We start from the raw sequence: 24,731 nt of genomic DNA, 5'->3' as shown, positions 1-24,731 counted from the left end.
GGCTTCGGCTTCGGCTTCGGCTTCGGCTTCGGCTTCGGCTTCGGCTTCGATAGCCGCTAGATCACCCAGCAGCTCGTCTTCAAGCGCATCCGGCGTATCTTCTGCAACATTCGGGAAGCCATCCTTACCAAAGTCAGGGTCATGGCTTTCAACATCAGCCAGCTCCGCATCAGCAAGATCGTCAGCACCAAGAACTTCCTCTTCCAGCGCCAGCCAGTCTTCCTCTTCCTGATCACGTGCATCATCAGGATTTTCCGGCAGAGCCGCTTCCAGCTCGTCCACACCAGCCTGAACTGCTGCCAGCAGATCGTCATCATCAAGCGCTTCAGCGGCGGCTAAATCATCACCTTCATCTGCAAGAAGATCCAGCTCATCCAGCTCTAGAGAGAGCTCAGGCGAACCACCCTCGGCAACTGGAGCAACGCCATTTTCTTCAGAGGCTTCTGCGAGCGCTTTTTGGATTTCTTCGTGATCAGAGAATGGCAGAACTTCAGTTCCAACAATCTGCCCTGTTTCATGACCTTTACCGGCCACACACAACACATCGCCTTCCTGCAGCATCTTCACAGCCTGGCGGATGGCAAGCGCACGATCCCCGATCTCAAGCGCAGCAGGACAAGCAGCAACAATCTCTTCGCGAATACTGTCAGGATTTTCGGTGCGTGGATTGTCGTCCGTCACGATGGAAACATCAGCAAGCCGCGCCGAAATCTCACCCATCAGCGGACGCTTACCGGCATCACGATCACCGCCACAGCCAAACACGCTGATCAGGCGCCCCGGAGCAAACGGACGCAGCGCCGCAAGCACATTCTCCAGCGCTTCTGGCTTATGAGCATAATCAACGAACACCAGCGCCCCGTTCTCACGGGTACCAACATGCTCAATACGGCCCGGTGCACCACGCAAAACTGTCAGCGCTTCCAAGGCAGTCTGCAGCGGAACACCAGCAGCAATCGCCAGACCTGCAGCGATCAGCGCATTGCTGACCTGAAAATCACCAGCAAGCGGCAGCGCAACAGAGAACACGCCTTCAGCCGTCTCAAGCTCAAGAACCTGACTAAACCCTTCCGGCTGAACGCTCCGCACCTTTAGGTCTTCACCAAAGAAACCGGTGGTAAAGGTCTTGAGGCCGCGCTCTCTGGCAACTTCCAGCACACGGTCTGCAAACTGTGCTTCCGGATCAATAACCACCACACCGTCATCCGGCAGCAGATCACGAAACAGGCGCAACTTTGCCTGCAGGTAATCCTCTACCGTTGGGTGGTAGTCCATGTGATCCCGGCCAAGATTGGTAAAGCCAGCAGCAACAATGCGCACACCATCTAGGCGGTGCTGATCCAGCCCATGACTGGAAGCTTCCATCGCTGCGTGGGTAATGCCATCTTCTGCCAGACGCTTCAGATCCTCGTGCAAGGACACAGGATCAGGCGTGGTCAAACCTCCATAGCTCTGCCCTGTAGAGGTCACAGTACCGATGGTACCGAGACTGGCCGAAACAAGCCCGGCATACTCAAAGATCTGACGAACGAATACAGCAACGGACGTTTTGCCCGCAGTTCCCGTAACTGCAACCATCTTTTCAGGCTGCCTGCCAGCAAAGGCCGCAGCCATCAAAGCAAGTTCCCGGCGCGCATCTTTTGCAGCGATCAGAGCAGCCTGTTTGGCCTTTTTGCGGATATCATCATCAATACGGTCTGCATCAATCAAAATAGCAGCAGCGCCAGCGTCCACGGCCTGCTCGATAAACTGTGCACCATCAACTTTCACGCCCTTCAGGGCAGCAAAAACAAAACCGGGCTCCACTGCCCGACTATCAGCAGTAAGCCCCGAAATAGTGAGAGCACCAGCGCCGTCCGGCCCATCGCCTGCGGCGGAGTCTATCTCTTGTTTTGTAAGGTCTTTAAGCAACATAGCGTCGATATGTCCGGCCTATGAGACATGAATGTGGCAAAGCAGTTTCGGAGAATAATTGTCTTCATATTTCCCCAAAATCTCCATGTATTGCCCCATTCACCTCTCCTGTTTAGTTCCGGTTCTGATAGGAAACCGGAATTGTCTCTGCGTCATCTGCGAAATCAGGCACCACGCCGAGCATTGGTGCAATTCTGCGGATAACAGATGCAGTGGTTGGCACAGCATTCCACCCTGCGGTGGAATAACGTTGCCCCTCCACTTTTTGCGGCTCATCCAACACAATCAAAACGAGATACTCAGGATTGGACATCGGGAACGCCGACATGAAGGAGTTCAGATAAACACCTTCCGCGTAACGGCCATTCACAACCTTCTGCGCTGTTCCAGTTTTACCGCCAACGTCATAACCCGGTACAGCAGCACGCCGACCGGATCCGCGCAGAACGTTCTCGCGGTTGAGATACCGTAGGATCTCACTGGTTTCTGGTTTCAGAACCTGCTTGGCAAGCTTGTCCGCCTCTTCCTCACTGCGAGGCAGGAAGGTTGGCTCAAGATACTTGCCGCCATTGACCAGCGTTGCACCAGCCACAGCCATCTGCAGCGGCGTCACACCCACACCATGACCAAACGAGATGGTCATTGCAGCAAGCTCGTTCCACTTAGGAGGAAGCAGAGGCCGCGCAACGCCAGGCATCTCGGTGTTCATCTTTTCGGTCAGGCCAACTTTGGACAGGAACTCTTTCTGCGCCTCAATTCCGGCACGCTGCATAACCTTGATGGTGCCGATGTTGGACGAGTAAATGAAAACTTCAGGAACAGACAACACACGGCGCTTGCCATGGAAGTCGTCAATCTTCTGACCAGCAACACGGATTGGCTTGGTCGCATCAAACCCGTCTTCCAGCTTCACCTTGCCACTATCCAGCGCCATCGCGATGGTAAGGCCCTTGAAGATTGAGCCCAGCTCGAAGACACCACCGGTGACGCGGTTCATGCGCGCTTTCTCAAGCGCCTGCTGACGGTTGTTCGGGTCAAAGTCTGGCAAAGACGTCATGGCAATCACTTCGCCAGTATCCGCCTTCAGCACCACACCCATCGCCGCTTTAGCCTTATAGTACTCCATGGAGCGACGCAGCTCATCACGCACTGCATGCTGCACACGCAGGTCAACGGAGAGCTTCACAGGTTCCATGTTGCGATCCTGCGTAAAGCCAAGATCCTGCAGATCCTTCAACCACGCCTGATCGACATACTTCTCCATGCCGGAAAGGCCCTGGTTGTCGACATTCACCGTACCAAGAATGTGGCTGACAGTCTGACCACCCGGATAAAACCGCTTATTGCTCTCGCGGAAACCAACTCCCGGAAGACCGAGCGCATGAATAGCCTGACGCTGCTCAACCGTGATCTCACGCTTCAGCCACGTAAACAGCGCATTGCTTTCCAGACGTTTCTTGATCGCAGGCGTATCCAGCTCCGGCAACACGGAGATCAGGCCATCAAAAACCTCATCCGTATCCGGGATCTTCCGCGGCTCAGCATAAAGCGCAGCACTCTTGATATCGGTCGCAAGGATTTCACCATTGCGATCAACAATATCTGGGCGCGCTTGAGCAACCGTACTTTGCGCGGCAAGGAAGCGCTGAGCCGGATCACCATCCTGCAATCCAAGCAGGATCAGACGACCGGCAATCGCCCCGTACACAAGCACGAACAATGTCATGGCAAAAACAATACGAGAGCGACCCGGGCCACGAACCCGCATCGCTGTAGTGCCATGTTTTTGATTGAAGTTAGACCGCCTCAAAAAGGAGCTGTCAGCTTTCCTGGCCACGAGCTCCTCCCTTATTGCACGGATGTAACGCGACTAGCGTAACCGCTCATCGCATCAGCAGAAACTGGCTCCATCAGAACAGGCTTAACCGGCAATGCCTTCAGTGTCGTAATCTGCTCTGCACGCAAAGGCTCAAGCTTGAGAATATCGTTATAACGATCAACGATACCCTGCAGGCGCCCCGGTTGATTGAGCACACTCCACTGGGCCTTGTAGTAGCGGATCTCGTCCTTTTCCTTGGCGATCTCAGCAGAGAGCTGACGTACCTGATCGGCAAGGTTTTCGTTGGACATCTTGATGTCGTAAACGAGCGCAGCGCCAATAACCACTGCAACAACAAAGAACAGATTAACGAAGCGCAGCATAGCCTAGCCCCCTAGTCCGTGGAATGAAGCAAGACGCGGAACGCCAGCCTCATGAATATCTAATGGTCGTGCAGGCGAATCCAGCCGGCGCCCTGCTCTCAAACGAGCAGACCGTGCGCGAGGGTTGTCAGCAACCTCCTCAACGCTGGCATCCTGATTGCCCTTCACGATAAATTCGAAAGTCGGAGGCGGAATATCCACCTCTGGCATGTGGCGAGAACCACCACCGCGGGTCTTGCAACGATCAGCAAGGAACCGCTTCACAATGCGGTCTTCCAAGCTATGGAACGTCACAACAACCAGACGTCCACCCGGACGCAAAATCCGCTCTGCCGCAGCCAGTGCACCTGCTGCCTGATGCAGCTCACCATTTACATAGATCCGCAGCGCCTGAAATGTGCGCGTTGCCGGATGAATGCTGGCTTTCTTCGGATTACGCTTCACCACCTTTTCAATCACGCGAGCAAGCTCAAGCGTGGTCTCAAAAGGCTTCTCTTCACGCGCCTGACAAATGGCATGAGAAACACTGGAAGCGCGCTTCTCCTCACCAAGCAATCCGATGATGCGTGTCAGGTCCTTGCGCTCCATGGTGTTCACCACATCCGCAGCACTTGGACCATCCTGCTCCATGCGCATATCAAGCGGACCATCAAAGCGGAACGAGAAGCCTCGCGCTGCCTGATCCAACTGCATGGAAGAAACACCAAGATCCATGACCACGCCGTCAACCGCATCATGGCCGAGCGCACGTGCATGCTCTTCAAGATCGACAAACTGTCCGTGAACCAGCTTCAGGCGCCCATCAGACGCCTGTTCCAAAGCACGACCATCACGGATCGCATCCGGATCCCGGTCAATACCAATCACACTGGCTCCAGCATCAAGAAATGCGCTGGAGTAACCACCGGCACCAAATGTGCCGTCAACAATCACATCACCCGGCGCGGGGGCCATTGCCTCCCGCACCCCGATCCAGAAGGACTGGAATGTGACGCGCTGGTCCGCCAGCGATACCGGATTTGTCTCCGTCGCCGCCCGTCATCATAGTGCCCCTCCGGCTGCTGCCCCCGGCGCACCGCCGGAAGACAATACTGCAAGCGCCCGCTTCATGGCCTCGTCGCGGTGCTTGGCGAACCTGGTCGGTTCCCAAATCTGAAACTTAAACCCCTGCCCCACAAACGTGACTTCGCCGTCAATGCCAGTGTGGTTACGGATCATCTCAGACAGAACAATCCGACCATCCCGGTCAATTTTCAGCGTCTCACTGGCGCCATACAGCGCCGTGGACAGAGCGTCGTACTCCATGGAAAGCGTCGAAAACGCATCTAGTCGTTTCTGGATTTCAGCGGTAAGTCCGTTGCCACCTGCATCAACCGCCTCCTGAAAAGGAGATGGGAAGCAGTAGAGACCTTCAAAGCCGTCTTTCGCCAACGCCGCACGGAATGGCGCAGGGATCGATACACGACCCTTTGCATCCACCCGATTGGTGAAGTGCGAAACAAAACCAGCCATTGGTCCCCTCTTTAATGAGCCAGATCTTCTTGATCTGTCATCGGCACATCAAACAACTCTCCACTCCTTGGAGAGCCAGCGCTCAAATCAGGCAAAAACAACAAGATTACTGAAGTACACACCGGAATTCCCCGGGAGCCTATGGGATACCATGGGATAGCATGGGACGTCAATGAACCCACATGTCCAAACCGAAAAGAATGCCCCTTAACATCTGGTAGTTATCACCAATTATGGTAAACGAAGTATTGATAGGAGTTTACGCAGGGATTTCTGCGAGTTACACGCGTCCAAAACGCGATTACAACCAGAAGTACTCACAGTTTTTACAGAGGCGAAAGAAAGAATTTGGCCAAGTCGCTCTAGTGATTTTAACCTATCAGCCTCGCCAATAAGGCGCTTTTCCCACCTCAGATCATAAGATTCCATGCTCAATCAGCAAGGGGTGGGGCAATTTCCCATACCTACCCACGATTGTCCTGAGTCGACTATTTGCCTCCCATGAGGACGTCACACGCCGCGATCACAATTGGTTTTGTTGGTTACTTCGGATCGCTCATAAGCAAAGAGGCTGACAGCTCTGCCAGCCTCAAAATCTCATCACAAAAAGCAAGCGCTTCTGTTATCTGGCAACACCCAGTCCAACCAGATAATCCGCACCCTTGCGCAAAGTGGTCTCATCCATGATCTCAAGGATCAGACGCGGATTGCTCGTCAGCTTTGCCAGCTCCGCAAACAGCGGCTCCCACGGAATAGATCCCTCACCCGGATTCCAGTGACGATCAGCATAACCATCAATGTCCTGAATATGCACGTGCTGCAGAGTGTTGCCTGCCGACTTGATGAAGTAATCAACCGGCGGCGCGCCATAGCAGGAGTGCATGTAGTGAGCGTGCCCGGTATCAATGGAAAGCGCTAGAGCCTCACTATCAAAACTCTTCAGGATGTCCATCCGGTAGGACGGATCCAGATCCTCAATGTTCTCCAGTACGATGACACAGCCCATGTCCTCAGCCTTGGCAACAACATCCTTCAGGTTGGCATGGATCATCTCCAGCTTCATCTGACGGCCATTGTCGTAGATATCCAGGTTGTTGTGATCCCAGATCGTATAGGGGCTGTGCAGCACCATCTGATCTGCACCCATCTTGGCACACAGCTCAATGCCCTGATCCAACCGCTTGCGAACCGCCTGCTGAAACAGCGGATCAGCTGCAGACAGATCCATATTGTAGAACGGACCATGCAAACCGAGACGTCCTTCATGACCATCCAGAAGCTTCTTCGCTTCTGCGATCAGGTCATCACACCCATTGTCCAGCAACTTCCAGTTATAGAAATCTTGCAGTTCAAGGTCTCGGGGAAGTTCCAGCAACCATTCACGATGTTGAGGAAGATGTTTGACGCACATTGCTGCGCCTAAAACCGGCAAATCACTCATGCGGCTATTCCAAGATAAGGCCTTAAAAGGCACGCTTTCAGTTATGCCTCTGCTCTTACATGGCAACCATGTCAAAGGCATTACATCACCTAAAACAGTCTGCCTTTATCCCGGCTCCTACCAACTGCTCTAAGCGCTCATCTCACCGCGTTCCAAGCGCGGCAATCAGAGCACCATGACAGCTTCGTTTTGCGTGGTCTACGTACTATTCCAGAGCAAACAAGAGCATCAACAAAAATCTACAGTTTTGCTCGGTGAAGCTGACGCTCTCGTAAGCTCTTAAGTTCAGTTTTCCAGCCTTACAAACGCAGTCGTTGCTTTGCGGAAAGAACGCCAGATGAAGACCAGCAACCCAACCAAAGCCATGCACATCAGCGCAGTCGCAACGATCTGGAAGGTCCCGGCAAACCCAACCGCTGCAATCAGCGGAATACTGACGAAGACGGAGAGGAACTGACCGAGGAAGACTGAGGACGTCAGAACACCACCAGCCATACCACGGCGTGAACTCGGCGCAACCTGCAAAGCCATAGCCGGAAAGTTCGGCATTGCCAGCGCATAACCTGCCCCCATGGCGGCCGTTCCAAGGAACACGCTCCACGTTCTTTGCAGTGTCAGCAACATCAATCCCACCGCCATAAATCCATAAGCCAACGTGAACGCACCGCTATACCAACACGCGCCTTGATCCGTCCGTAAAGCAACGCTGCCGTTCCGCCAGACAACATCAACGCACCGAGCGCAGCGCCTGTCATACTCGCACTGTCATACCCTTGCGCATCCAAGAAGAACGGCAACTGCGTTGGCATTAGAAAGAAGATCATGTTCGTCAGCATCTGCAAGACAGCCAACGCTCCTAACAACAATGCCCAGGCTGCCGCGCCATCATCTTCAGTATTGGCGGTTTTCCGTGCTCCGCCGGTATGCCTTGCAGGTTCACTAATGTAACGCCACAGAAACGGCACCATCAGCAACGCCAATCCATAAATAGCAAAGGGCAACCGCGGAGAACTCACCGCCAACACACCAGCCATAGAGATAAACAGAAAGCCACCAAAGTTACGCGCAGACGTCTGCAAACCCATCAGAGAACTACGCTGATCGCCAACAAAGTAGTCGCCAATCAAAGCCGTTTGCGCTGTCATCACCATGGCCACAGCCACGCCAAGCCCCAGGCGGCTCACCAGCATGCTCGTCAGATCCGGCAGAAACAGCCCAGCGCTCCCCATCACGGCAAACAGCAGAACACCAACAAGCAACAACGCCCGCCGACCATAACGGTCCGCAATCACCCCAGCCAGCGGAGCGCAGATGATAACGGTCAGCGAAGGCGTCGAAACCAGTAGCCGAGACAGCCACAACACATTCGGATCATCTTTGAACATCTCCTCCAGCCCGGCAAGCGCTGGACTGATGGTTGCATTCGCCATCACCGTCAAAGTAGCCGCCATCAGCAAAGCAATGGCTCTGGGGTCTTTCCAGACCTGTTGTGTGGGCTCCACGTGCACTTGTTTCATTTGCTTATCCTCTTGCAAAATTGCCCTGATGGGATCAGGATACGACTTCAAGTCAACTTGAGGTCAAGTATGAAACTGCTGGATATTGGAGAGATCACCGAGCGTTCAGGCGTAAAGCTTCCACCCTGCGGTATTATGAGGAAGTCGGGCTCATTCAGTCTGTCACCCGGCACGGCCTCAGACGCCAGTACGAGCCGCAGATCCTGACCAAGCTGGCCCTGATCACCCTCGCAAAAGCAGGCGGTTTCTCTCTAAACGAGATTGCCGGCATGTTTTCAGAGCAGGGCCAGCTGCAAATCCCGAGAGACCAGATCCGGGAACGCGCTGACCAGATTGATGAGCAAATCAAAGAGCTCACTGCCCTGCGCAATGTTCTGCACCACGTGGCTGACTGCCCCGCCCCAAGTCATCTGGAGTGCCCGTCCTTTCAACGCATGCTGAAGACGACCGGCAAACGCCAACAGACAAAAAGAAACCGCCGACCAAATAGCCAGCGGTTTCCAATAGTTCTTCAGGCCGAGTGAGCTTACTTCGCTGCGCGCTCAACCAGCTTCAGGCAAACCTGTGTGGCCATCGCCATATCTTGCACACTGATCCACTCCAGCGGGCCATGGATTTCCTGCATACCGGTGAAGATGTTCGGGCAGGATGTTCCCTTGGCAGTCAGGACGGAACCATCTGTTCCACCACGGATCGGTTTGGAGGAAACAGTCAGGCCCATGTCCTCGTAAGCCGCCTTCGCCAGGTCCACCGGGGTCATGTCATCACGCAGCCAGTGATGCATGTTGCGGTACTGCTCTTTCACCTCACAGGTGATAGACGCACGCGGCTCAGTCGCCTGGACAGCAGCACATACCTGCTCCAGCAAATCAGCTTTTGCTTCAAGGCCTTCCAGCTCAAAATCACGCAGAACAAAATGCAACTCTGCTTCAGCAGCATTACCAACCATGTCGGCAACGAAGATGAAGCCATCACGACCATCAGTGGTCTCAGGTGTCATCGTCGCATGCGGCAGCATGGCGATGATCTTGCCCGCTAGGTGCAGTGCGTTGACCAGCTTGTCTTTCGCATAACCTGGATGAACAGAAACACCCGTGATCTTCACGGTCGCACCATCAGCGCAGAAGTTCTCGTAATTCAGTTCTCCGACTTTGCCGCCATCCAGTGTGTAGGCGAAGTCAGCACCCAGATCACCCGGCAGCTTGTCATGAACACCGCGCCCGATTTCTTCATCTGGCGTAAACGCAATGCGCAACTTGCCATGAGGGATCTGCGGGTTTGCCAGCAAATGACGCGCAAGACACATGATGATCGCAACACCAGCCTTGTCATCCGCACCCAACAGAGTGCTGCCGCTGGCGGTGATGATGTCATCACCAATCTTCTCACCAAGATAGCGGGAGTTCTCAGGAGATAGGGACAACTCATCCGCATCCGGGAAGGAAATCGCAGATCCATCATACGCACGATGAACACGCGGCTTCACGCCTTCCGCATGATAAGCAGGGGCAGTATCCACGTGCGCCAGCAAGCCAATCACAGGCACATCAGTCTCGATAGTCGCAGGAATAGTTGCAAGAACAACGCCGTACTCGGTCAGCTCAACGTCGCTTGCACCAATCTCCATCAGCTCAGCACGCAGCACCTTTTGCAGGTCGAGCTGGATCTGAGAGCTTGGGGTCTCTGGGCAGGTCTCATCACTCTGCGTATCAATCGCAGCATAACGAACGAGACGCTCTTCCAGTTCCTGATCAAATTCTGTTCTCATAGAAGATCTCCTTGCAGTTACCTCTTATCTGCGCGAAGCTCCCCAAGTTTCAAGCAGGAACACCTCTCCTCTGACAAATGCAAACCGCTTTAACGCACCTCGCCAGCAATTTTCTCGGCAAACCCAAACAGAACAAAGCCTGAGACCACACGAAACCGGCGATACCGAGCCTGCGTGATAAAGCGCGCCCGTAGCAGAGACGCCAATGCCGAATAACTGCATAAAGAGAGAACCGAAATCCCACAAAACGTTGCAACCAAGATAGCAGCTTGCGGCAGCAACGCACTCTCAGAACGCATCACCTGCGGAAACAGGGCCACGAAGAAGAGAATGGCTTTGGGATTGGTGACAGCCAACAAAAAAGCTTCCCAAAATAATGTCATGCCAGAGACGGAAGCTCTCACATCACCAGACAAATCAATCTCCTCACGTTTGAAGACAAACTTGAGCCCAAGCCACACCAGATACCCCACGCCGAGCCACCGAAACACGCTCCACAAAATCTCTGAGGTAAGCACAAAGCTAGCAACTCCACCCGCACAGAAGGAACCAGCAATAGCAAGACCAAGCGTGTTACCCAGAATGGTCGGAAACACTCTGCCCATTCCCAACTGCGCTGCCCTCCGCACAGTGTTGAGGATCGCCGGCCCCGGCGTGACAATGTTCGCAGCAGAAATCAGAACGAAGGAAAACCAAACCCAAAAATCCATATTGTATTCCAATGTATACATATAGAAATCATGAGTACTTGATCAGGCTGAACCAGTCAACCTCACCGTCCTGGCAATGCGAAACCCCAGATCATCAACTCGGAAAGCTGGATGACTTCGCCGCCGATTGGTGACCAGACATCCCCTCGCCTCATCAGCCCAACCACCACCTTTGAAGACCCGGTATTGACCATAGACGTGAGGATCATACTGATCCCAACACCACTCCCACACATTACCGAGCATGTCATGAAGCCCGAAGGTATTTGCAGCCTTCTGGCCAACCTTCTGTGGTGCTCCTCCGGAATTCTCAGCATACCAGGCCACTTCATCCAGCGGCCCATATCGCGGCTCATGAGAACCGCCACGGCAGGCATACTCCCACTCTGCATCCGTCAACAAACGAAAACCACCACTCTTCGGCTGCTGCTCAACCGCGTCATCCGCATGAAATGCATAGCAAGGCTCGAGCCCACAGCGCGTCGAAAGCTCATTACAAAACCGCAATGCATCAAACCAACTCACAGACTCGACCGGCAAGTCATCCCCTTTGAAAAGTGAGGGCCACTCTCCCAAAACTGAACCATACAGCGCTTGAGTGACAGGATACTTCGCAACCTCAAACAACTGAACTTGCACCGCCCACCTTTTCCCTGTGCGGTCATCCTTTTGAGAAAGAACACCAGCCGGAACAGTCACCATTTCTGGCATTAGAATTGAACTCAGATCTTCCAACAGTTCCCCTCCACCCTGCTCAAACCCTGTAAAGGCACTCAACGAATAGAAACAAACTTTAGCCGCTCATAACAGGCTTCAGAAAACTATTTCGCGTAATGGGTTAGAGATCATGACACTCACGGTGACCGGAACCCAAGCAAACCCATGACAAAGCCCCTTGTTGTGATCACAGGTGCCAGCTCTGGCATCGGCGCAGCCATTGCAAGAACCTTCAGCAAAGACGGGCACCCCCTGCTGCTTTTAGCAAGACGTAAAGAACCCATGGTCGCCATGGACCTCCCCAACACAATCTGCCGCAAAGTGGATGTGACCAACCGCGAGCAAATGGCCAAAGCCATCCGCCACGCTGAACAGGCCCTTGGACCGGCAGATGCAATCGTCAACAATGCAGGCTGTATGTTTCTGGGCGAACTCAAAGATCAGAAGCCAGAAGACTGGAACAAGATGATCGATGTGAACCTGCGCGGTGTCTTCAATGGCATCCATGCAGTTCTACAGCAAATGTACAAACGCAGTTCCGGCACCATCATCAACATCGGCTCCATGACTGCCAAGAAAGCTTTCCCCATGCGAGCCGCCTACGGCGCAACCAAGGTCGCCATCCATGGCCTCAGCGAAGCTTTGCGTCAGGAAGTAGCTGGCCACAACGTTCGCGTCATCACTATTGTTCCCGGCCTCGTCGAAACCGCCCTGCCGGACAGCACACGCGATGCAAAGATCCGCGAAGATTACGAAAAGCAAAAAAGGCAGATCGGCGGCGCACTTGACCCACAAAGCGTGGCGGATGCAACGCTGTTTGCCTACAATCAGCCTCAGAACGTGAACATTCGCGAACTGGTCATAACAGCCACAAGGCAATCTGCCTGATCCTGCAAACAACCTTTCCTCACAAAACCGGCAAGAGACCCTTGGTTCATTTTTGAACCATCATGTCCATCTTTACCTATCTACCGGTCCATTTTTCATCACGCTATCTATGAGCTCAAGGGAGCAGACAAGACCCATCCCCCAATGACAGAGGTGGTTTCTGGCCTCGGTAGTGTCTGCCTCCCCCTTTTCAACATGAGGAGAGTTCAGATGGTTTCGATTGCAGTCCACCAAACCGTAAATGCCCCTATCGCCACTGTCTGGGACAGTTGGGACGACTACGGCAACATCAACAAATTTCACCCGGGCCTAAATGCTTCCTACTTGCTTGGCAAAAAGCAGAAAACCGGTGTTGGCGCTGTTCGTCAATGCGACTTCACCGATGGCAAAACCTTCCTGAAAGAGCGCATCTCCGAATATCTGGAGCATCAGCGCATCACCATCGATATCTACGACACCAATGCACCGTTCAGAGATGGCAAAGCAATCTTTGAATTCACTCCGGAAGGCCCAAGCAAAACCCGTGTCACCATGACCATGAGCTTCACTCCGAAAATGGGTATCCTCGGGAAGATTCTGACACCTCTCATGAAGTTCCAGTTCAAGAAAGGCCTGCGCGGCCTTCTGAAAAGCAACGCTGACTACGTGGAGAAATACTCCGGCCTTCGGGTAGCAGCGTAATCCTTCTCTCATCTCCAAACAGATTGAGCCAGACCAGTTTTCCCAACTCTGGCTCAATCAAACCTTCCAATAAAACAATTAGGTACGCGCTGTGCGCGAGAATGAAATGACAAACACACGAGTTACATTAGCATCCCGCCCGAACGGCATGATCAAACCGACTGATTTCAAGATAGTGCAGGAAGACCTGCCGGAACTGAAAGACGGCGAAGTTCTGGTCAAGCAAGTATATATGTCTCTGGATCCGGCCATGCGCGGCTGGCTGGACGAGGATGAAGGCAGCTACATGCCACCAGTCCGCATCGGCGAAACCATGCGCAGCTTTGGCATCGGCATCGTAGAAGCCTCCAACAACTCAGCTTTCACCGTCGGCACAAGAGTAAACGGCATGTTCGGCTGGAGTGAGCACTACATCACCACCGGCGAAGATCTTGTCCCTCTTCCAGAAGACGTACCACTGGAACACTTCATGGGCCTCCTTGGTCTTCCGGGTGCCACCGCTTACCACGGCTTCATGGAATTAATCGACACGCCAAAAGCGGGCGAAACTGTCCTCATCTCTGGTGCGGCAGGCTCCGTTGGCTCCCTCGTTGGCCAGATCGCAAAAGCCGAAGGCCTCAAAGTTATCGGCGTCACCGGCTCAGACGAGAAAAAAGAATGGCTCCTCAATGAGCTCGGCTTCGACGCCGTCATCAATTACAAAACCGAAAACCTTGAAGAGATGGTCGCCAAGTACGCACCGGATGGCATTGATCGCCACTTCGAAAACGTCGGCGGCAAGGTGCTGGAAGTGGCGCTCGACAACATGAAGATTGGCGGCAAAATCACATTGTGTGGTCTGATCTCCACCTATAACGACACCGAGCCGTCCGTAGGCCCTCATCTGGTCCGTGCCATTGCACGACGCCTCACCTTGAAAGGCTTGGTGATCATCGATCAACAGCACCGCTTCGGCGAGATCTTTGAGAAACTGAGCGCTTACGCTCAAAAAGGTCAGATCAAATACCGCCTTGATATCGAAGAGGGCCTGAAACAAGCCCCTGAAGCCATCAACAAACTCTTCGACGGCACCAATCAGGGCAAACTGGTCATCCGCATCTAAGACCAACTAACTCAAGACTTCCCAGGTCAAACATTAGTGGCAATGCCCTCAACGTTTGCCACCACCTCCAAAGCACCGCCCACCAAAGCGGTGCTTTCTTTTAATAAATGAAATTGCCCAGTGGCATCCCCTCATCCAATTTTCCGACTGTGTCCAGAGGCCTTCCAAGATAAGTAATTTGGCTTCCAAGCTTGGTACACGTCGCATACATTTCAAGACCGAGCGACGTAGATATTGCGAGCTGCATCCCTCCGCCAATCGTTTCCCAGTTAGGATCATTGATTAGGTCACCAAGTACATTTTTGGGTGCTCGATCAACGGGCCTTCCAGGCTTCCCACCAGAAGCGAACTCTTTGCCAATAAGCTCTTCAACTTTTTCGCGCTGATCTCCCAGATAAAAGAAGTCGTTATCTTTCAGATTTTCATGAGCATGAAGTTTCAATTCGTAAACTCCATCAGATTTCTCAAACCTAATGAGATAAACAGAAAATTTTTTCTCAACCAAGCAATACCCGAACAGCCCCAACTCAAATAAACCGGCCTCTCCTAGGGTATACTTATAATCCTCCCATCTCTCACAAGAATAACTAAAAACATACTCTGCAACTGACGCTAGTTTTGGGACAAAATCCTCTGAAAATGTCTTTACATTCCCTAATAGAGGCACCAGTGCCAAATAAATATTTTGAGCAACTAGGCTACTACCAGCAAAGCAAAAACCCAACTCCGGTCCGTACCGAATTGCACTCCATTCTATATCTTTATCCTGAGAAGTAACTTGCCGTCTTGCCACTGTAAGTGGAAGAACTTTGGAAGCATCTTTTATAAGCTCACCTGCTCCATCTGATTTAGAAAGCAGAGTATCACTTACAGCCCACACCCCTTTTCCAATCTCGTTGTACCAGATCGCAACTGCAGTCACGCTTCCCTCCAATCATACGATAGAGCCAAAACGTATAACATGGATCAAAGCAATTAGTGATCGGTAACGTCTTTTAAAATACCAGTCGGCCTGTAAGCCGGGTTTTGTAAGGCACAGGGTGTTACCCCTGTACGTGACGGCAATTCATCTGGGATGCCCATTGCTGAACACCTCTAGCGACCAACCCGGGCGGTCAGGTCTGGAAACATGACTGGAAGAAAACTTCCGCGCCGCCCCTATTCGGTCTTGCTCCCGGTGGGGTTTACCATGCCGTTTTTGTTGCCAAAAACGCGGTGGGCTCTTACTCCACCCTTTCACCCTTACCAATGCATGCACTGGCGGTTTGCTTTCTGCGGCACTTTCCCTAAGGTCACCCTCGCCGGACGTTATCCGGCACCGTGTCTCCATGGAGCCCGGACTTTCCTCCCCTGCGGCCTTTCGGCACTTGCAGCAGCAACCGTCCGGCCGACTGGTGCACCTGAACTACGGAGCCTTCGGAAAAAGGTCAAGTAAAGAATTACGCTTGCACACGATCTCCCGTCATCTCCAGCGCCATCTCTAGAGTACGCACGAAGCCTTCCCGAAGTTTCTCGTTAGCCTCCGCGAACCCAACAATTAGCCCGCGCTTGGGTTTTCCCAGATAGAACACAGAGAGCGGGTTAACGCCAAATCCCTTCTTGTTCATCACGTCCGCAACAGCAACATCATCGCAGGTCTCTGGCAGATAAAAGCAAGTCTGCAAGCCACCTGTGGGCATGGAAACACCAACCTGATTGCCAAATCGCTCAGAAATCAACTGGCACAAGGCAACACCGTTTTCATGATAGGCACTGCGGATTTTGTTCAGATGCGCCCGGAAGTGACCACTCTCGATGAAATCTGCAAAGGCCATCTGCACGTGAACATTCGTCAAAGCTCCTGAAGCCCGCTGCGCAAGTTCCAACCCCTCAACATGCTCTTTGGGAACCACAGCGTAAGCGAGACGAATACCCGGCATGAGTGACTTGGCTGAGGTGCCGATATAGATTACCGAATGCCTATCACTCAGCCCCTGAAGCGCAGCAATAGGCCGTCCTTCAAACAGGAACTCACTGTCATAATCATCTTCAAGGATGACAGCCCCGCGCTCATTGGCTTGCTTGAGCAAAGTCAGCCGTTCCCCCATCTCCATACGCCTGCCGGTGGGATATTGGTGAGACGGCGTCACATAGATCAAAGAAGCCCGCTTAATCTGCTCAATCTCACTGAGTGCCCGCACATTCAGACCCGCAGCAACAAAAGCTGAACGAGCTCCAAGATACCCCGGCTCTTCAAGTAGCGCGACATCCCCTTCCTCAGAGAAACACTGAGACATGAGGGAGAGCGCAGACTGTGTTGTCGGAAACGCAAGCACCTGCTCTGGCGAACAGACAACACCACGCTCCTGTGCCAGATACTGTGCCAATACCCGCTGCAACTCCGGCAATCCGGAGGTATGCTCATACCCAAGCGCGTTGCCATTGAGCAATCGTGCAGCCCGCCTCAAACTCCTCGCCCATTGCTCTTTTGGGAACAACGCCCGAGATGGTTCCCCCGGCTGCATAGAAGAGCCGCGCCCATCTGGGCTCGTGTACCGATGGTTCCGCGCAAACCGTTGACCGCGTGATGATAACGGAGGTGCAGTTTCGCGAACACTGCCTTCAGCAGCTGCCCCTTCAACCTCAGGCAAAGCAACCACCTCCGGCCTTGCACCTGAGCGTACGTCTACCAGTCCTTCAGAACGCAGCAAATCATAGGCCGTGTTCACAGTATTGCGCGATACAGAGAGGCTAACAGCCAGTTGCCGGGAGCTGGGCAACCGCTCCCCTTCCGGGATACGCCGCTTCAAAATCGCCTCCCGATACTGCTGATAAATCTGGCTCGACAGCGGGGTACTGACCTCGCGATTGATTATCACAACATACTCGAACAACTGGCACCCCAAAATTAGATTAAGCGGATCTACAAGCGGAACCAGTTTTACAGAGAATACGTAGAAGCACAATGCTTCTTCGCCCCGCAGCGGAGGCAAAGTGCTCTATTGAAACAGAAAACCCGGCAAGCGGTGAGAGTCGAAGCTCAAACAACTTGCCGGGCCAACTGGTCCCATATTGCCGATTATGCTCAAAACCGGGGACCAGAAACGGTTAAGACGATGACAGCAGAAATGACACTTGAGGCAGCTCCGACCACAAAGACTCGTGAGGCCAAGCCACCTAAGTTCGCTCGTGTCAGAACAAGCCTGCGCGCTGATTATGATTGGGACACAATCCTCCCAATTCTGGAGAGCTCCCTTGTTGCCCATGTGGGCTTCTTGGACGAAGACCGACCAATGGTCATTCCCATGGCCTTCGCAGTTATGGATCGCACCATTTACATCCACGGCGCCAAAGCGGCCCGGATTGTGAAGAAGATGAGCAAGGACTCCAAAGTCTGCCTGACCTTTACCAACGTGGATGGCATCGTTGCAGCCCGTTCAGCGTTCCATCATTCCGTCAATTACCGAACAGCCATCATTCATGGCACGGCTCGCCTCGTTACAGACCATCAGGAAGCATGGGATTCCCTGAAAGCCATCACCGAGCACCTCTTGCCCGGCAGATGGGACGAGGTTCGCCCGATGACTGAGAAAGAGCAGATCTCAACCGGCGTCATCGCCATTGAGATCGAACATGCCTCAGCCAAAATCCGTCAGGGCGGGCCAGTGGATGATACAGAGGATTACGCCCTTCCTCTCTGGGCAGGCGTTATTCCTGTGACCACATCCCTCGGAAAGCCAATCGATGACGGAAAGGTTCTAGACGGCGTCAAGCTACCGGCTTCACCAGCCAATGCCGCTCGGAAGTTCGCCTAATTTTCGGGGAATTCGCCTAAAATTTTAAGAGTTAGGGTGGTTGACTTTGCCCGGTCAACCACCCTGATGTGTCCTTGCAGACAGACTGACCGTCGGTCAGACATTCATAAAATTCTAGGAAACTTTGATTGGGAACTTACAGGTCCCGACCCGAATATGCAAGATGCATTTAACTGCGAGCAATAATATCCTTAACGCGCTTACAGTACTTGGCACTAATTCGGTTCATACGCTTGGCATAGTGGCCAGCGTTGTATCGCAAAATGGTTCCGCACAGATCACCACCGGCGCGCTTATAAGCACCAGCAAGATAGCGCATGCCCCATTCCAGATTATTTTCTGGTTTATAAAGAGCCTTGGTTGAACCACGGTATCCCATACCGCGCGCAGTCGCTGGCTTGATCTGCATAAGACCAACTTCACCGGCTCTGCCGCGAGCTCGTTCGTTGAAGTTACTTTCCACTTCAACAACGGCCTTCGCGATGTGGTGCGGTACGCCGTGCTTTTTAGCTTTCTGTTCAATCAGCTTGACGTAGGTGCTTTTCTTAGTAGCAGCCTCTGCTTCATCAGAGAACACGCTGGTATTGACAACACCACCAAGCATAACACTTGCAGCAAGGGCAGGGATTACTACGATATTTTTTATTTTTGTAAGGTTCATCTTCATGTCCTGGCAATCATGTTTTGAGCAGGAGTGTTTATCTTCAGAAGATGAGACGAAAATCAGACAGGTTCGATCACGAAAAGTTACATTTTTAATGTTTAAAAACTGGCATAAACCTTAGTTCATGGCACAAAAAAGGCCGATGCAGGGCGCATCAGCCTTACTTTGGGAAACTTTTCAGCAAAACAGAGTCATTCCCCTACGTAATCAAAACATATTCTTATTACGTACAAAAACCTATTTCACTGATATTTCAATGACATCCGTCACAATCAGAAGGATTTTAGTTTTTTAAGCAGGCTATGAAGCGTTGCGATGGTCTGCGCATCAGCAATCCCATCAACCTTTGCAGGCCGGAAGTGTCGCTGAAACGCCTCGACGGCAAAACGTGTCTTCTCATCAAACACGCCGCTCACCATCACATCATATCCGTAAAGCCCCAGCAAGGACTGAAGTGCCTCAATCGGCTGCCCCTCATCCCCTTCCTGAAAGAAACTCGACGCATCAATGTCCACGGGCTCAATAAAATGCCCTACCCCAGCCTCAGCCAATCGAGCCCACGGGAAATGACGCCCTGGATCCTGTTTGCGGGATGGCGCAACATCTGAGTGGCCCAGCACACGCTCTGGCGCAATGTTGTGACGCTCGCAGATATCCTTGGCCAATGCGATCACAGCTTCGATCTGCACCTCCGGATAATCCTGCGTTCCCTCTTCCAGATCTCCCATATTGGAAATCTCGATGCCAATGCTGCGGGAGTTCAGATCATCCTCGCCCTTCCAGCTGGAAACGCCTGCATGCCAGGCCCGGCGGCTTTCCGGCACCATCTGTGTCACCATACCCATCTCATCCACGAGATAGTGACAGGAAACTTCAGAGCGTGGATCACACAGCCAGGAGATAGCCTTCTCCGCACTCTCCATCGCCGTGTAATGCAGGATCAACATATCAGCAGCTGGAACGCGTCGCTCATTGTGATTGGGAGATGGACGAAGACGCGCAGGGACTGCGCATTCAGTTTTAACGCTCATATTCCTCGTTCTGCGCAGATCTGCTCATACGCTTTATTCAGTGCAACCAGTTTGTCGCTGGCGATCTTAACGAACTCCTCAGGAACACCTCGACCGATCAGTCGATCAGGATGTGTTTCCCGAACTTGCTGGCGATAGCAGGAACGCACTTCATCATCAGTGGCGCTCATATCAATGCCAAGAACCAGATAAGGGTCCCCGCCGCCTCTTATATGACGGGCTTTGATCTGAGAAAAGCCGACTGGGTCGATCCCGAAGATCTCCGCGATCCGGCTCAGATACGCAATCTCTCTTTCATGAATAATGCCGTCAGCCTTGGCAATGTAAAACAGCCCATCGAGCACATCTGTCCGGGTTGTCTCATCATCAGCAAACAAAACGGAGAGCTTGGAAGCATATGTTTCAAAGCCGGCAACGTCCTGCTGTGCTAAATGAAAGAGCCGTGCAACGTTGCCTTCTTCTCCGGCAGGCATCTCAAACAGATCATAAAACGCAACAACCTCATCGTGCGTTACTACGCCATCCGCCTTAGCCATCTTGGCAGACAGGGCGATCATGGCGACAGTAAAAGCAACATTCCGGCGCGCTTCACCGACAGATTGAACAAGCTGCTGCAGACGATCAACCAACTGAGCGCCACCGGCCTGCAGTGCGCCAACAATCTTGTCAAAGCTGCTCCAAAAATTCATAGGCATCCTGCTCTCTGTCCAATTCGCCCGACAATTTTGCCTGAATAGACAGCAAAATAATTAGTCACCGCAAATCAGGTTTATACCTAACAAATTATTTATCAATCCGAATAGTTTGTTTCCCTTGGGTTTTATTTGCCAAAGGCTATCTATAAGTGCCCATTGCATGAATTCAGTTCAAGGCCCGGCCAAGCTTCACCTCAAATTATCACCCCATGAAACACATGGGTAATGTTTTACAGCTATATTCGTTATCAATTAAGTACACATACAGGTAACAGCGCCAACTAACTTCTCAGTTGCCTGCTGCCAGCGCACACCATTTCGTGCGTTTCGGGATGGGGAATTTCAAGTGGAAACTATACCTCCACATCGCAAATTACTTTATGCCACCATAGTGTTTGCTGTGATTGGCGCCATTGCTACAAGTTTTTATGCCATTGATCAGGCAACTCTATATTATCTATTCAAGGGTGAAGCCCAAAAACAGTTCGACACCGCCAGAAACATCATCGTATCTCACCATCCGCTTGAAGAAGAGCCAGCCCATGAAACCACGGGAACTCAGAAATCTTCTGCGCCATTAAGTTTCGGCCTGCGCGGCTCCAGTTCTGATCCAACACCAGAGATCGTCTCACCAAGCTGGAAACTGCCAGCAGCCAAAGCCAGAGCTGTCAAACAGGCACTGGTAGAGGAGTTCGAGGAGTTTGAGCTTCTGGTCGTCAATGTTCCCGGCCGCCCGCTGGCTGTGCATCCACGGGATATGACCACCGACCGTGTCAATGAAATCCTCTCAGATCCTTCCGCCTATGATGCCTGGCACTCTGCCCTCAAATCCGGACAGCTGGAGATCTACTCCAACTTCCACTGGCTTGAATGGCAGATACCTGAGTTTGGTGTCATCATTCCCTATGTGAATGAAGAGAACAAAGCCCGCGGTGGCTTCATCTTCTCCACCAAACCGGCAATCAACACCGTAGTGTTTATGGATGCAATTGCTTTTGGGTCAGCCTTTGCCTTCCTTTTGGTGCTCGTCGTTGCCATCGCCTCCATTATGTTCGCTTGGAAAGGACTGCACGATCGCTGGAAGACCTCCAAAACGATCCGCTTCCTTGCTCACAACGATCCCCTGACCCATTTGCCAAACCGCGCCGTTTTCTCTGACGAGCTGAACAAAGCCCTGCGCAAGGCGTCCATCACCGCCTCCAATGTTTACGTCATCGCTATTGACGTCGATAAGTTCAAGGAAGTGAATGATAACCACGGCCATGCCGCCGGGGATACATTCCTTCAGATCATCTCGGACCGCCTGCGCCTTGTCTTCTCCGAACACCTCGTCTCCCGCCTCTCCGGCGATGAGTTCGCAGTCATGATCGAAGGCGAGTACACCAGCCACGACATCACCGTTCTGGCCCAGCGCGCTCTGGCGACAACCAATTCCAACTGCGTTATCGACAGCAAGGAGATCCAGATCTCGCTGTCCATGGGCATTGCGCAGGCAACTGATGCAGCCTGGCGCTCATCCCGCCTACTGCATTGTGCTGACCTTGCACTCTACCGCTCCAAAAACGGGGGCCGCTCCACCTACACGTGGTACGAGTCCAGCATGGACGAAGAGCTGGAGCGCCGCCGTGAGCTGGAAGCAGAGATGATCCGCGCCCTCAAACTAGATGGCTTCTCGGTCGTCTACCAGGCACAGGTCGGTCTGGCAGACAACAAGCTCAAAGCCTTCGAGGCCCTGCTCCGCTGGGTGCACCCGGAAAAAGGCCGCATCTCACCGGAAGTCTTCATCCCGATTGCTGAGGACACCGGCCTTATCGAAGCACTGGGTGAGTACGTCCTCAAGAAAGCCTGTGCTGACGCAGCGAGCTGGTCTGATCCAACCCTCAAGGTTGCCGTCAACTTCTCACCTGCCCAGTTTAAAACCGGGCAGATCGAGCAGAAGATATCTGAAGCCCTTCAAGAATCTGGCTTGGCGCCGGAACGCCTTGAGATCGAGATCACTGAAAGCCTCTTGATTGCTGACACCACCAGCGTGGTGAAGTCGCTCAAGAAGATTGGTGACATGGGCGTCTCTATTGCCATGGATGACTTCGGTACGGGCTATTCCTCTCTGAGTTACCTCTCCCGCTTCCCGTTCAACAAGATCAAGATCGACCGCAGCTTCATCATGAACATCGGCAAGGATGCTCACACCGATGCGATCGTGGCTGCCATCATTGGTCTTGGTCGCTCACTGGACGTACTGATCACCGCAGAAGGCGTCGAAGACGAAATGCAGGCCCAGATCCTGCGGGCTGGTGGCTGCGATATCGTTCAGGGCTACTATTTCGGCAAACCAAACAATGTGGACCCGGCCAACCCACACGCCAACATCCGCTGCACGCTGGGACTGAACGATACAAAGCAGATAGAAGCCACACAGAGCGCTTAACCTCTCAAATAAGCCTAGCGAGAATAGCAGGATATCTCTTGCTAGGCGCCCCACGTTACCTTGACACAAATGACCCACGCTTGGGATTCGCTGCGAGGTAGCTATGGCAGATAAGAGCAATGCAAATACTGATGACATGAGCGAACAAGAGGACCTTGCCGAAACCGCACGGCCCTTCCATTACCTGTCCTTCTTCCAACTGCTTCAGTCCCTCATCACCGCCCTTCTGCTCGGCGTCACAGCACTTATCTCGCTGGAAGTGCTCATGTCACCCCTCCCGGAATCCGCATTGCATCCAATGCTGATCTCGCTGGGTCTGGCCTTCTTCTTTGTCGTCATCGTGGTGCCAAAGAACTTCACAATCGGCTTCCTCTGCCTCTTGCTCTGTCAGCTCGTGGCATGGCGCATCGCGTCTTTGTATTATGCCTACCTGCTCAGCTGGCCACTTGCTTTCGCCTTCTTCATCAACCTCATCTGGTTCCTCAGCACCATCCAGCGCAACTCATTTGAAACCGCTGGCCGTGGACTGACACTTTGGCAATGGCAGCTCACCTTCTTCCGCATTCTGGTGGGCTTCGTGATGGTTCCGCATTTCACCGATAAGCTGTTTGCAGGCTCCTTGCCATACATGGAGCACGTTGAATTCTTCTCTCTGCTTGGCTATCCCGACCCGGGCATGATCATCGATGCTGCTGGTCTGGCCGAACTGGCAATCGCGATTGGAGTCGGCCTCGGCTTGCTCACCCGTCTCTCCTGCTTCTTCGCAGCAGCTTACATACTGTTTGCCGCAACACTCAGCGGAGCGTTGGAGCACGGCTTCGTCTCATTCGCCACAGCCGTATCATGGGAGCTGCCACTCATCCTCTTCGCGTCTTACCTCAGCTTCACCACAACGGGTGCTGGGGAGTTCTCACTTGATGGGGCACTGCGCAGAACAGGCCGGATGCCGGGATGGATCAAGCTGCTCATGGGCGATACAGGCCTCGCCCACAACGAACACGTCGATTGATGTCGGAACGGCAGAACCTTGCCGCATCCATTTTACATCGCCGCAGCTGAACGCGCCGCCTGATCATAGTGGCCGGAAACACTGCGCAAAACAGATGCAAGCCGGGACAGCTCGGCTTCATCCAGTCCCAGCTCCTTCACCGGCTTTACCAGCAGTGCATCCCGCAACTGCTTATAGGCATCGCATAGATCACGGCCAGCATCGGTAATCTCCGCGGTCTTCTCCTTGCCGCGTTTACCCGACTGAATAAGCCCCGCCTTCTCAAGCTTCTTCAAAGCATAAGAAACGGTGTGCGTGTCCTCAATGTTCAGCACAAGACACAGATCAGCCAGCGTCTTGGAGCGCTCACGGTGATTAACTGAGTGTAGCACCAGCGTCTCCAGCGGGGACAATCCCTCCTGTCCTGCCGCCGCCATGCAGCGCACCATCCAGCGGTGATAGGCGTTCACCATCATCGTCACCGCAAACTCCACCTCAGACAACGCAGGCAGTTCACCGGAGGCAAGGTGAGATGAGGACACGACCGGCCCTACGCCAAGTCCATCAGCATTCTTCTGCTCAACAGCATCACTCATTTTTGACCTCACAACCGCAAAAGTTCGAAAAGCACAGATTCGTTCCGGCTCGCGCAACATAATGTCAATAGTTTACGCGCAGG

General features: G+C 53.0%; 23 protein-coding genes, 1 other RNA gene and 1 pseudogene. 7 read left to right on the top strand and 18 right to left on the bottom strand.

What is annotated here, in order from left to right; genetic code table 11:
• The 8 genes and pseudogenes from JCM12308_RS23285 to JCM12308_RS23255 form a co-directional block, all read right to left on the bottom strand.
• On the bottom strand, nt 1-1,914 hold a 1,914-nt coding region (locus tag JCM12308_RS23285), incomplete at its 3' end, for a UDP-N-acetylmuramoyl-L-alanyl-D-glutamate--2,6-diaminopimelate ligase (RefSeq protein ID WP_128647465.1).
• Nucleotides 1,915-2,026: 112 nt separating this feature from the next.
• Nucleotides 2,027-3,751, bottom strand: a complete 1,725-nt coding sequence (locus JCM12308_RS23280) for a peptidoglycan D,D-transpeptidase FtsI family protein (RefSeq protein ID WP_008547988.1) — start codon at nt 3,749-3,751, stop codon at nt 2,027-2,029.
• Nucleotides 3,752-3,762: 11 nt separating this feature from the next.
• Entirely contained in the window at nt 3,763-4,116 is a 354-nt protein-coding gene (gene ftsL, locus JCM12308_RS23275) for a cell division protein FtsL (protein WP_008547620.1), read from the bottom strand.
• Between the two features lie 3 nt (nt 4,117-4,119).
• A pseudogene (gene rsmH / locus JCM12308_RS23270) lies at nt 4,120-5,161 on the bottom strand (16S rRNA (cytosine(1402)-N(4))-methyltransferase RsmH).
• Nucleotides 5,158-5,628 (bottom strand): division/cell wall cluster transcriptional repressor MraZ, encoded by a 471-nt coding sequence (locus JCM12308_RS23265; RefSeq protein ID WP_008547354.1) that lies wholly within the window; start codon nt 5,626-5,628, stop codon nt 5,158-5,160. Before JCM12308_RS23265 ends, rsmH begins: the two are co-directional and overlap by 4 nt.
• Nucleotides 5,629-6,250: 622 nt before the next feature.
• The gene (locus JCM12308_RS23260; RefSeq protein ID WP_054785231.1) at nt 6,251-7,069 is read right to left on the bottom strand and encodes a sugar phosphate isomerase/epimerase family protein; all 819 of its coding nucleotides are present in this window, start codon (nt 7,067-7,069) and stop codon (nt 6,251-6,253) included.
• 285 nt (nt 7,070-7,354) lie between these two features.
• On the bottom strand, nt 7,355-7,693 hold the full coding sequence (locus tag JCM12308_RS30890; protein ID WP_208978889.1) for an MFS transporter: 339 nt from the start codon (nt 7,691-7,693) through the stop codon (nt 7,355-7,357).
• Complete coding sequence (locus JCM12308_RS23255) at nt 7,693-8,586, bottom strand: MFS transporter (RefSeq protein WP_208978888.1); 894 nt, start codon at nt 8,584-8,586, stop codon at nt 7,693-7,695. The genes JCM12308_RS30890 and JCM12308_RS23255 overlap by 1 nt, the downstream gene beginning before the upstream one ends.
• A 125-nt stretch (nt 8,587-8,711) precedes the next feature.
• Between JCM12308_RS23255 and JCM12308_RS23250 the strand changes: the two genes are divergently transcribed.
• Nucleotides 8,712-9,110, top strand: a complete 399-nt coding sequence (locus JCM12308_RS23250; protein ID WP_373282410.1) for a helix-turn-helix domain-containing protein — start codon at nt 8,712-8,714, stop codon at nt 9,108-9,110.
• A gap of 2 nt (nt 9,111-9,112) precedes the next feature.
• On the opposite strand, the gene pepT is transcribed toward JCM12308_RS23250, so the two are convergent.
• The 3 genes from pepT to JCM12308_RS23235 all read right to left on the bottom strand — a co-directional run bounded on the left by pepT (nt 9,113) and on the right by JCM12308_RS23235 (nt 11,799).
• Complete coding sequence (gene pepT / locus JCM12308_RS23245) at nt 9,113-10,354, bottom strand: peptidase T (RefSeq protein ID WP_054785230.1); 1,242 nt, start codon at nt 10,352-10,354, stop codon at nt 9,113-9,115.
• Between the two features lie 89 nt (nt 10,355-10,443).
• Nucleotides 10,444-11,064: a LysE family translocator gene (locus JCM12308_RS23240; protein WP_208608804.1), complete on the bottom strand. Its 621-nt coding sequence runs from the start codon at nt 11,062-11,064 to the stop codon at nt 10,444-10,446.
• Nucleotides 11,065-11,106: 42 nt separating this feature from the next.
• Nucleotides 11,107-11,799 (bottom strand): formylglycine-generating enzyme family protein, encoded by a 693-nt coding sequence (locus JCM12308_RS23235; protein ID WP_083416660.1) that lies wholly within the window; start codon nt 11,797-11,799, stop codon nt 11,107-11,109.
• Nucleotides 11,800-11,946: 147 nt separating this feature from the next.
• On the opposite strand from JCM12308_RS23235, the gene JCM12308_RS23230 reads away from it, so the two are divergent.
• The 3 genes from JCM12308_RS23230 to JCM12308_RS23220 all read left to right on the top strand — a co-directional run bounded on the left by JCM12308_RS23230 (nt 11,947) and on the right by JCM12308_RS23220 (nt 14,452).
• Nucleotides 11,947-12,669, top strand: a complete 723-nt coding sequence (locus tag JCM12308_RS23230; RefSeq protein WP_054785227.1) for an SDR family oxidoreductase — start codon at nt 11,947-11,949, stop codon at nt 12,667-12,669.
• A gap of 210 nt (nt 12,670-12,879) precedes the next feature.
• Nucleotides 12,880-13,350, top strand: coding sequence for an SRPBCC family protein (locus tag JCM12308_RS23225; protein ID WP_008548053.1), 471 nt, complete (start codon nt 12,880-12,882; stop codon nt 13,348-13,350).
• A 106-nt stretch (nt 13,351-13,456) separates the two neighbouring features.
• Nucleotides 13,457-14,452: an NADP-dependent oxidoreductase gene (locus tag JCM12308_RS23220; protein WP_083416659.1), complete on the top strand. Its 996-nt coding sequence runs from the start codon at nt 13,457-13,459 to the stop codon at nt 14,450-14,452.
• Nucleotides 14,453-14,552: 100 nt separating this feature from the next.
• On the opposite strand, the gene JCM12308_RS23215 is transcribed toward JCM12308_RS23220, so the two are convergent.
• The 3 genes from JCM12308_RS23215 to pdxR all read right to left on the bottom strand — a co-directional run bounded on the left by JCM12308_RS23215 (nt 14,553) and on the right by pdxR (nt 17,310).
• Nucleotides 14,553-15,374, bottom strand: coding sequence for a hypothetical protein (locus JCM12308_RS23215; protein ID WP_054785226.1), 822 nt, complete (start codon nt 15,372-15,374; stop codon nt 14,553-14,555).
• A 77-nt stretch (nt 15,375-15,451) separates the two neighbouring features.
• Nucleotides 15,452-15,847, bottom strand: an RNA gene (rnpB, locus tag JCM12308_RS23290) — RNase P RNA component class A.
• A gap of 44 nt (nt 15,848-15,891) precedes the next feature.
• Nucleotides 15,892-17,310: a MocR-like pyridoxine biosynthesis transcription factor PdxR gene (pdxR, locus tag JCM12308_RS23210; RefSeq protein WP_280138417.1), complete on the bottom strand. Its 1,419-nt coding sequence runs from the start codon at nt 17,308-17,310 to the stop codon at nt 15,892-15,894.
• A gap of 237 nt (nt 17,311-17,547) precedes the next feature.
• On the opposite strand from pdxR, the gene JCM12308_RS23205 reads away from it, so the two are divergent.
• Nucleotides 17,548-18,246, top strand: coding sequence for a pyridoxamine 5'-phosphate oxidase family protein (locus JCM12308_RS23205; protein ID WP_054785225.1), 699 nt, complete (start codon nt 17,548-17,550; stop codon nt 18,244-18,246).
• Nucleotides 18,247-18,415: 169 nt separating this feature from the next.
• Here JCM12308_RS23205 and JCM12308_RS23200 read toward each other — a convergent pair whose 3' ends face one another.
• The 3 genes from JCM12308_RS23200 to JCM12308_RS23190 all read right to left on the bottom strand — a co-directional run bounded on the left by JCM12308_RS23200 (nt 18,416) and on the right by JCM12308_RS23190 (nt 20,630).
• Nucleotides 18,416-18,913, bottom strand: coding sequence for a lytic transglycosylase domain-containing protein (locus JCM12308_RS23200; RefSeq protein WP_008547682.1), 498 nt, complete (start codon nt 18,911-18,913; stop codon nt 18,416-18,418).
• 269 nt (nt 18,914-19,182) lie between these two features.
• Entirely contained in the window at nt 19,183-19,941 is a 759-nt protein-coding gene (locus tag JCM12308_RS23195) for a peptidoglycan recognition protein family protein (protein WP_054785224.1), read from the bottom strand.
• Nucleotides 19,938-20,630 (bottom strand): molecular chaperone DjiA, encoded by a 693-nt coding sequence (locus JCM12308_RS23190; RefSeq protein WP_008548090.1) that lies wholly within the window; start codon nt 20,628-20,630, stop codon nt 19,938-19,940. Before JCM12308_RS23190 ends, JCM12308_RS23195 begins: the two co-directional genes overlap by 4 nt.
• A 352-nt stretch (nt 20,631-20,982) precedes the next feature.
• Between JCM12308_RS23190 and JCM12308_RS23185 the strand changes: the two genes are divergently transcribed.
• Complete coding sequence (locus JCM12308_RS23185; protein WP_208608802.1) at nt 20,983-23,064, top strand: putative bifunctional diguanylate cyclase/phosphodiesterase; 2,082 nt, start codon at nt 20,983-20,985, stop codon at nt 23,062-23,064.
• A gap of 136 nt (nt 23,065-23,200) precedes the next feature.
• Nucleotides 23,201-24,073, top strand: coding sequence for a DoxX family protein (locus JCM12308_RS23180; RefSeq protein WP_208978887.1), 873 nt, complete (start codon nt 23,201-23,203; stop codon nt 24,071-24,073).
• Between the two features lie 32 nt (nt 24,074-24,105).
• On the opposite strand, the gene JCM12308_RS23175 is transcribed toward JCM12308_RS23180, so the two are convergent.
• Nucleotides 24,106-24,648, bottom strand: coding sequence for a winged helix DNA-binding protein (locus JCM12308_RS23175; protein ID WP_054785221.1), 543 nt, complete (start codon nt 24,646-24,648; stop codon nt 24,106-24,108).
• Nucleotides 24,649-24,731: the final 83 nt, after the last annotated feature.

The sequence above is a fragment of the Pseudovibrio denitrificans JCM 12308 genome, from assembly GCF_001310815.1.
GTDB classification, from domain to species: domain Bacteria; phylum Pseudomonadota; class Alphaproteobacteria; order Rhizobiales; family Stappiaceae; genus Pseudovibrio; species Pseudovibrio denitrificans.
The sequence above is the reverse complement of the archived record's forward strand: the minus strand, read 5'-3'. Positions and strand labels throughout refer to the sequence as shown.

What these genes read in the sequence shown, in the direction of transcription:
- ftsL (WP_008547620.1), bottom strand. Translation starts at nt 4,116, where the DNA reads ATGCTGCGCTTCGTTAATCTGTTCTTTGTTGTTGCAGTGGTTATTGGC.
- JCM12308_RS23265 (WP_008547354.1), bottom strand. Translation starts at nt 5,628, where the DNA reads ATGGCTGGTTTTGTTTCGCACTTCACCAATCGGGTGGATGCAAAGGGT.
- JCM12308_RS23260 (WP_054785231.1), bottom strand. Translation starts at nt 7,069, where the DNA reads ATGAGTGATTTGCCGGTTTTAGGCGCAGCAATGTGCGTCAAACATCTT.
- JCM12308_RS30890 (WP_208978889.1), bottom strand. Translation starts at nt 7,693, where the DNA reads ATGTTGCTGACACTGCAAAGAACGTGGAGCGTGTTCCTTGGAACGGCC.
- JCM12308_RS23255 (WP_208978888.1), bottom strand. Translation starts at nt 8,586, where the DNA reads ATGAAACAAGTGCACGTGGAGCCCACACAACAGGTCTGGAAAGACCCC.
- pepT (WP_054785230.1), bottom strand. Translation starts at nt 10,354, where the DNA reads ATGAGAACAGAATTTGATCAGGAACTGGAAGAGCGTCTCGTTCGTTAT.
- JCM12308_RS23240 (WP_208608804.1), bottom strand. Translation starts at nt 11,064, where the DNA reads ATGGATTTTTGGGTTTGGTTTTCCTTCGTTCTGATTTCTGCTGCGAAC.
- JCM12308_RS23230 (WP_054785227.1), top strand. Translation starts at nt 11,947, where the DNA reads ATGACAAAGCCCCTTGTTGTGATCACAGGTGCCAGCTCTGGCATCGGC.
- JCM12308_RS23225 (WP_008548053.1), top strand. Translation starts at nt 12,880, where the DNA reads ATGGTTTCGATTGCAGTCCACCAAACCGTAAATGCCCCTATCGCCACT.
- JCM12308_RS23220 (WP_083416659.1), top strand. Translation starts at nt 13,457, where the DNA reads ATGACAAACACACGAGTTACATTAGCATCCCGCCCGAACGGCATGATC.
- JCM12308_RS23205 (WP_054785225.1), top strand. Translation starts at nt 17,548, where the DNA reads ATGACAGCAGAAATGACACTTGAGGCAGCTCCGACCACAAAGACTCGT.
- JCM12308_RS23200 (WP_008547682.1), bottom strand. Translation starts at nt 18,913, where the DNA reads ATGAAGATGAACCTTACAAAAATAAAAAATATCGTAGTAATCCCTGCC.
- JCM12308_RS23195 (WP_054785224.1), bottom strand. Translation starts at nt 19,941, where the DNA reads ATGAGCGTTAAAACTGAATGCGCAGTCCCTGCGCGTCTTCGTCCATCT.
- JCM12308_RS23190 (WP_008548090.1), bottom strand. Translation starts at nt 20,630, where the DNA reads ATGAATTTTTGGAGCAGCTTTGACAAGATTGTTGGCGCACTGCAGGCC.
- JCM12308_RS23180 (WP_208978887.1), top strand. Translation starts at nt 23,201, where the DNA reads ATGAGCGAACAAGAGGACCTTGCCGAAACCGCACGGCCCTTCCATTAC.
- JCM12308_RS23175 (WP_054785221.1), bottom strand. Translation starts at nt 24,648, where the DNA reads ATGAGTGATGCTGTTGAGCAGAAGAATGCTGATGGACTTGGCGTAGGG.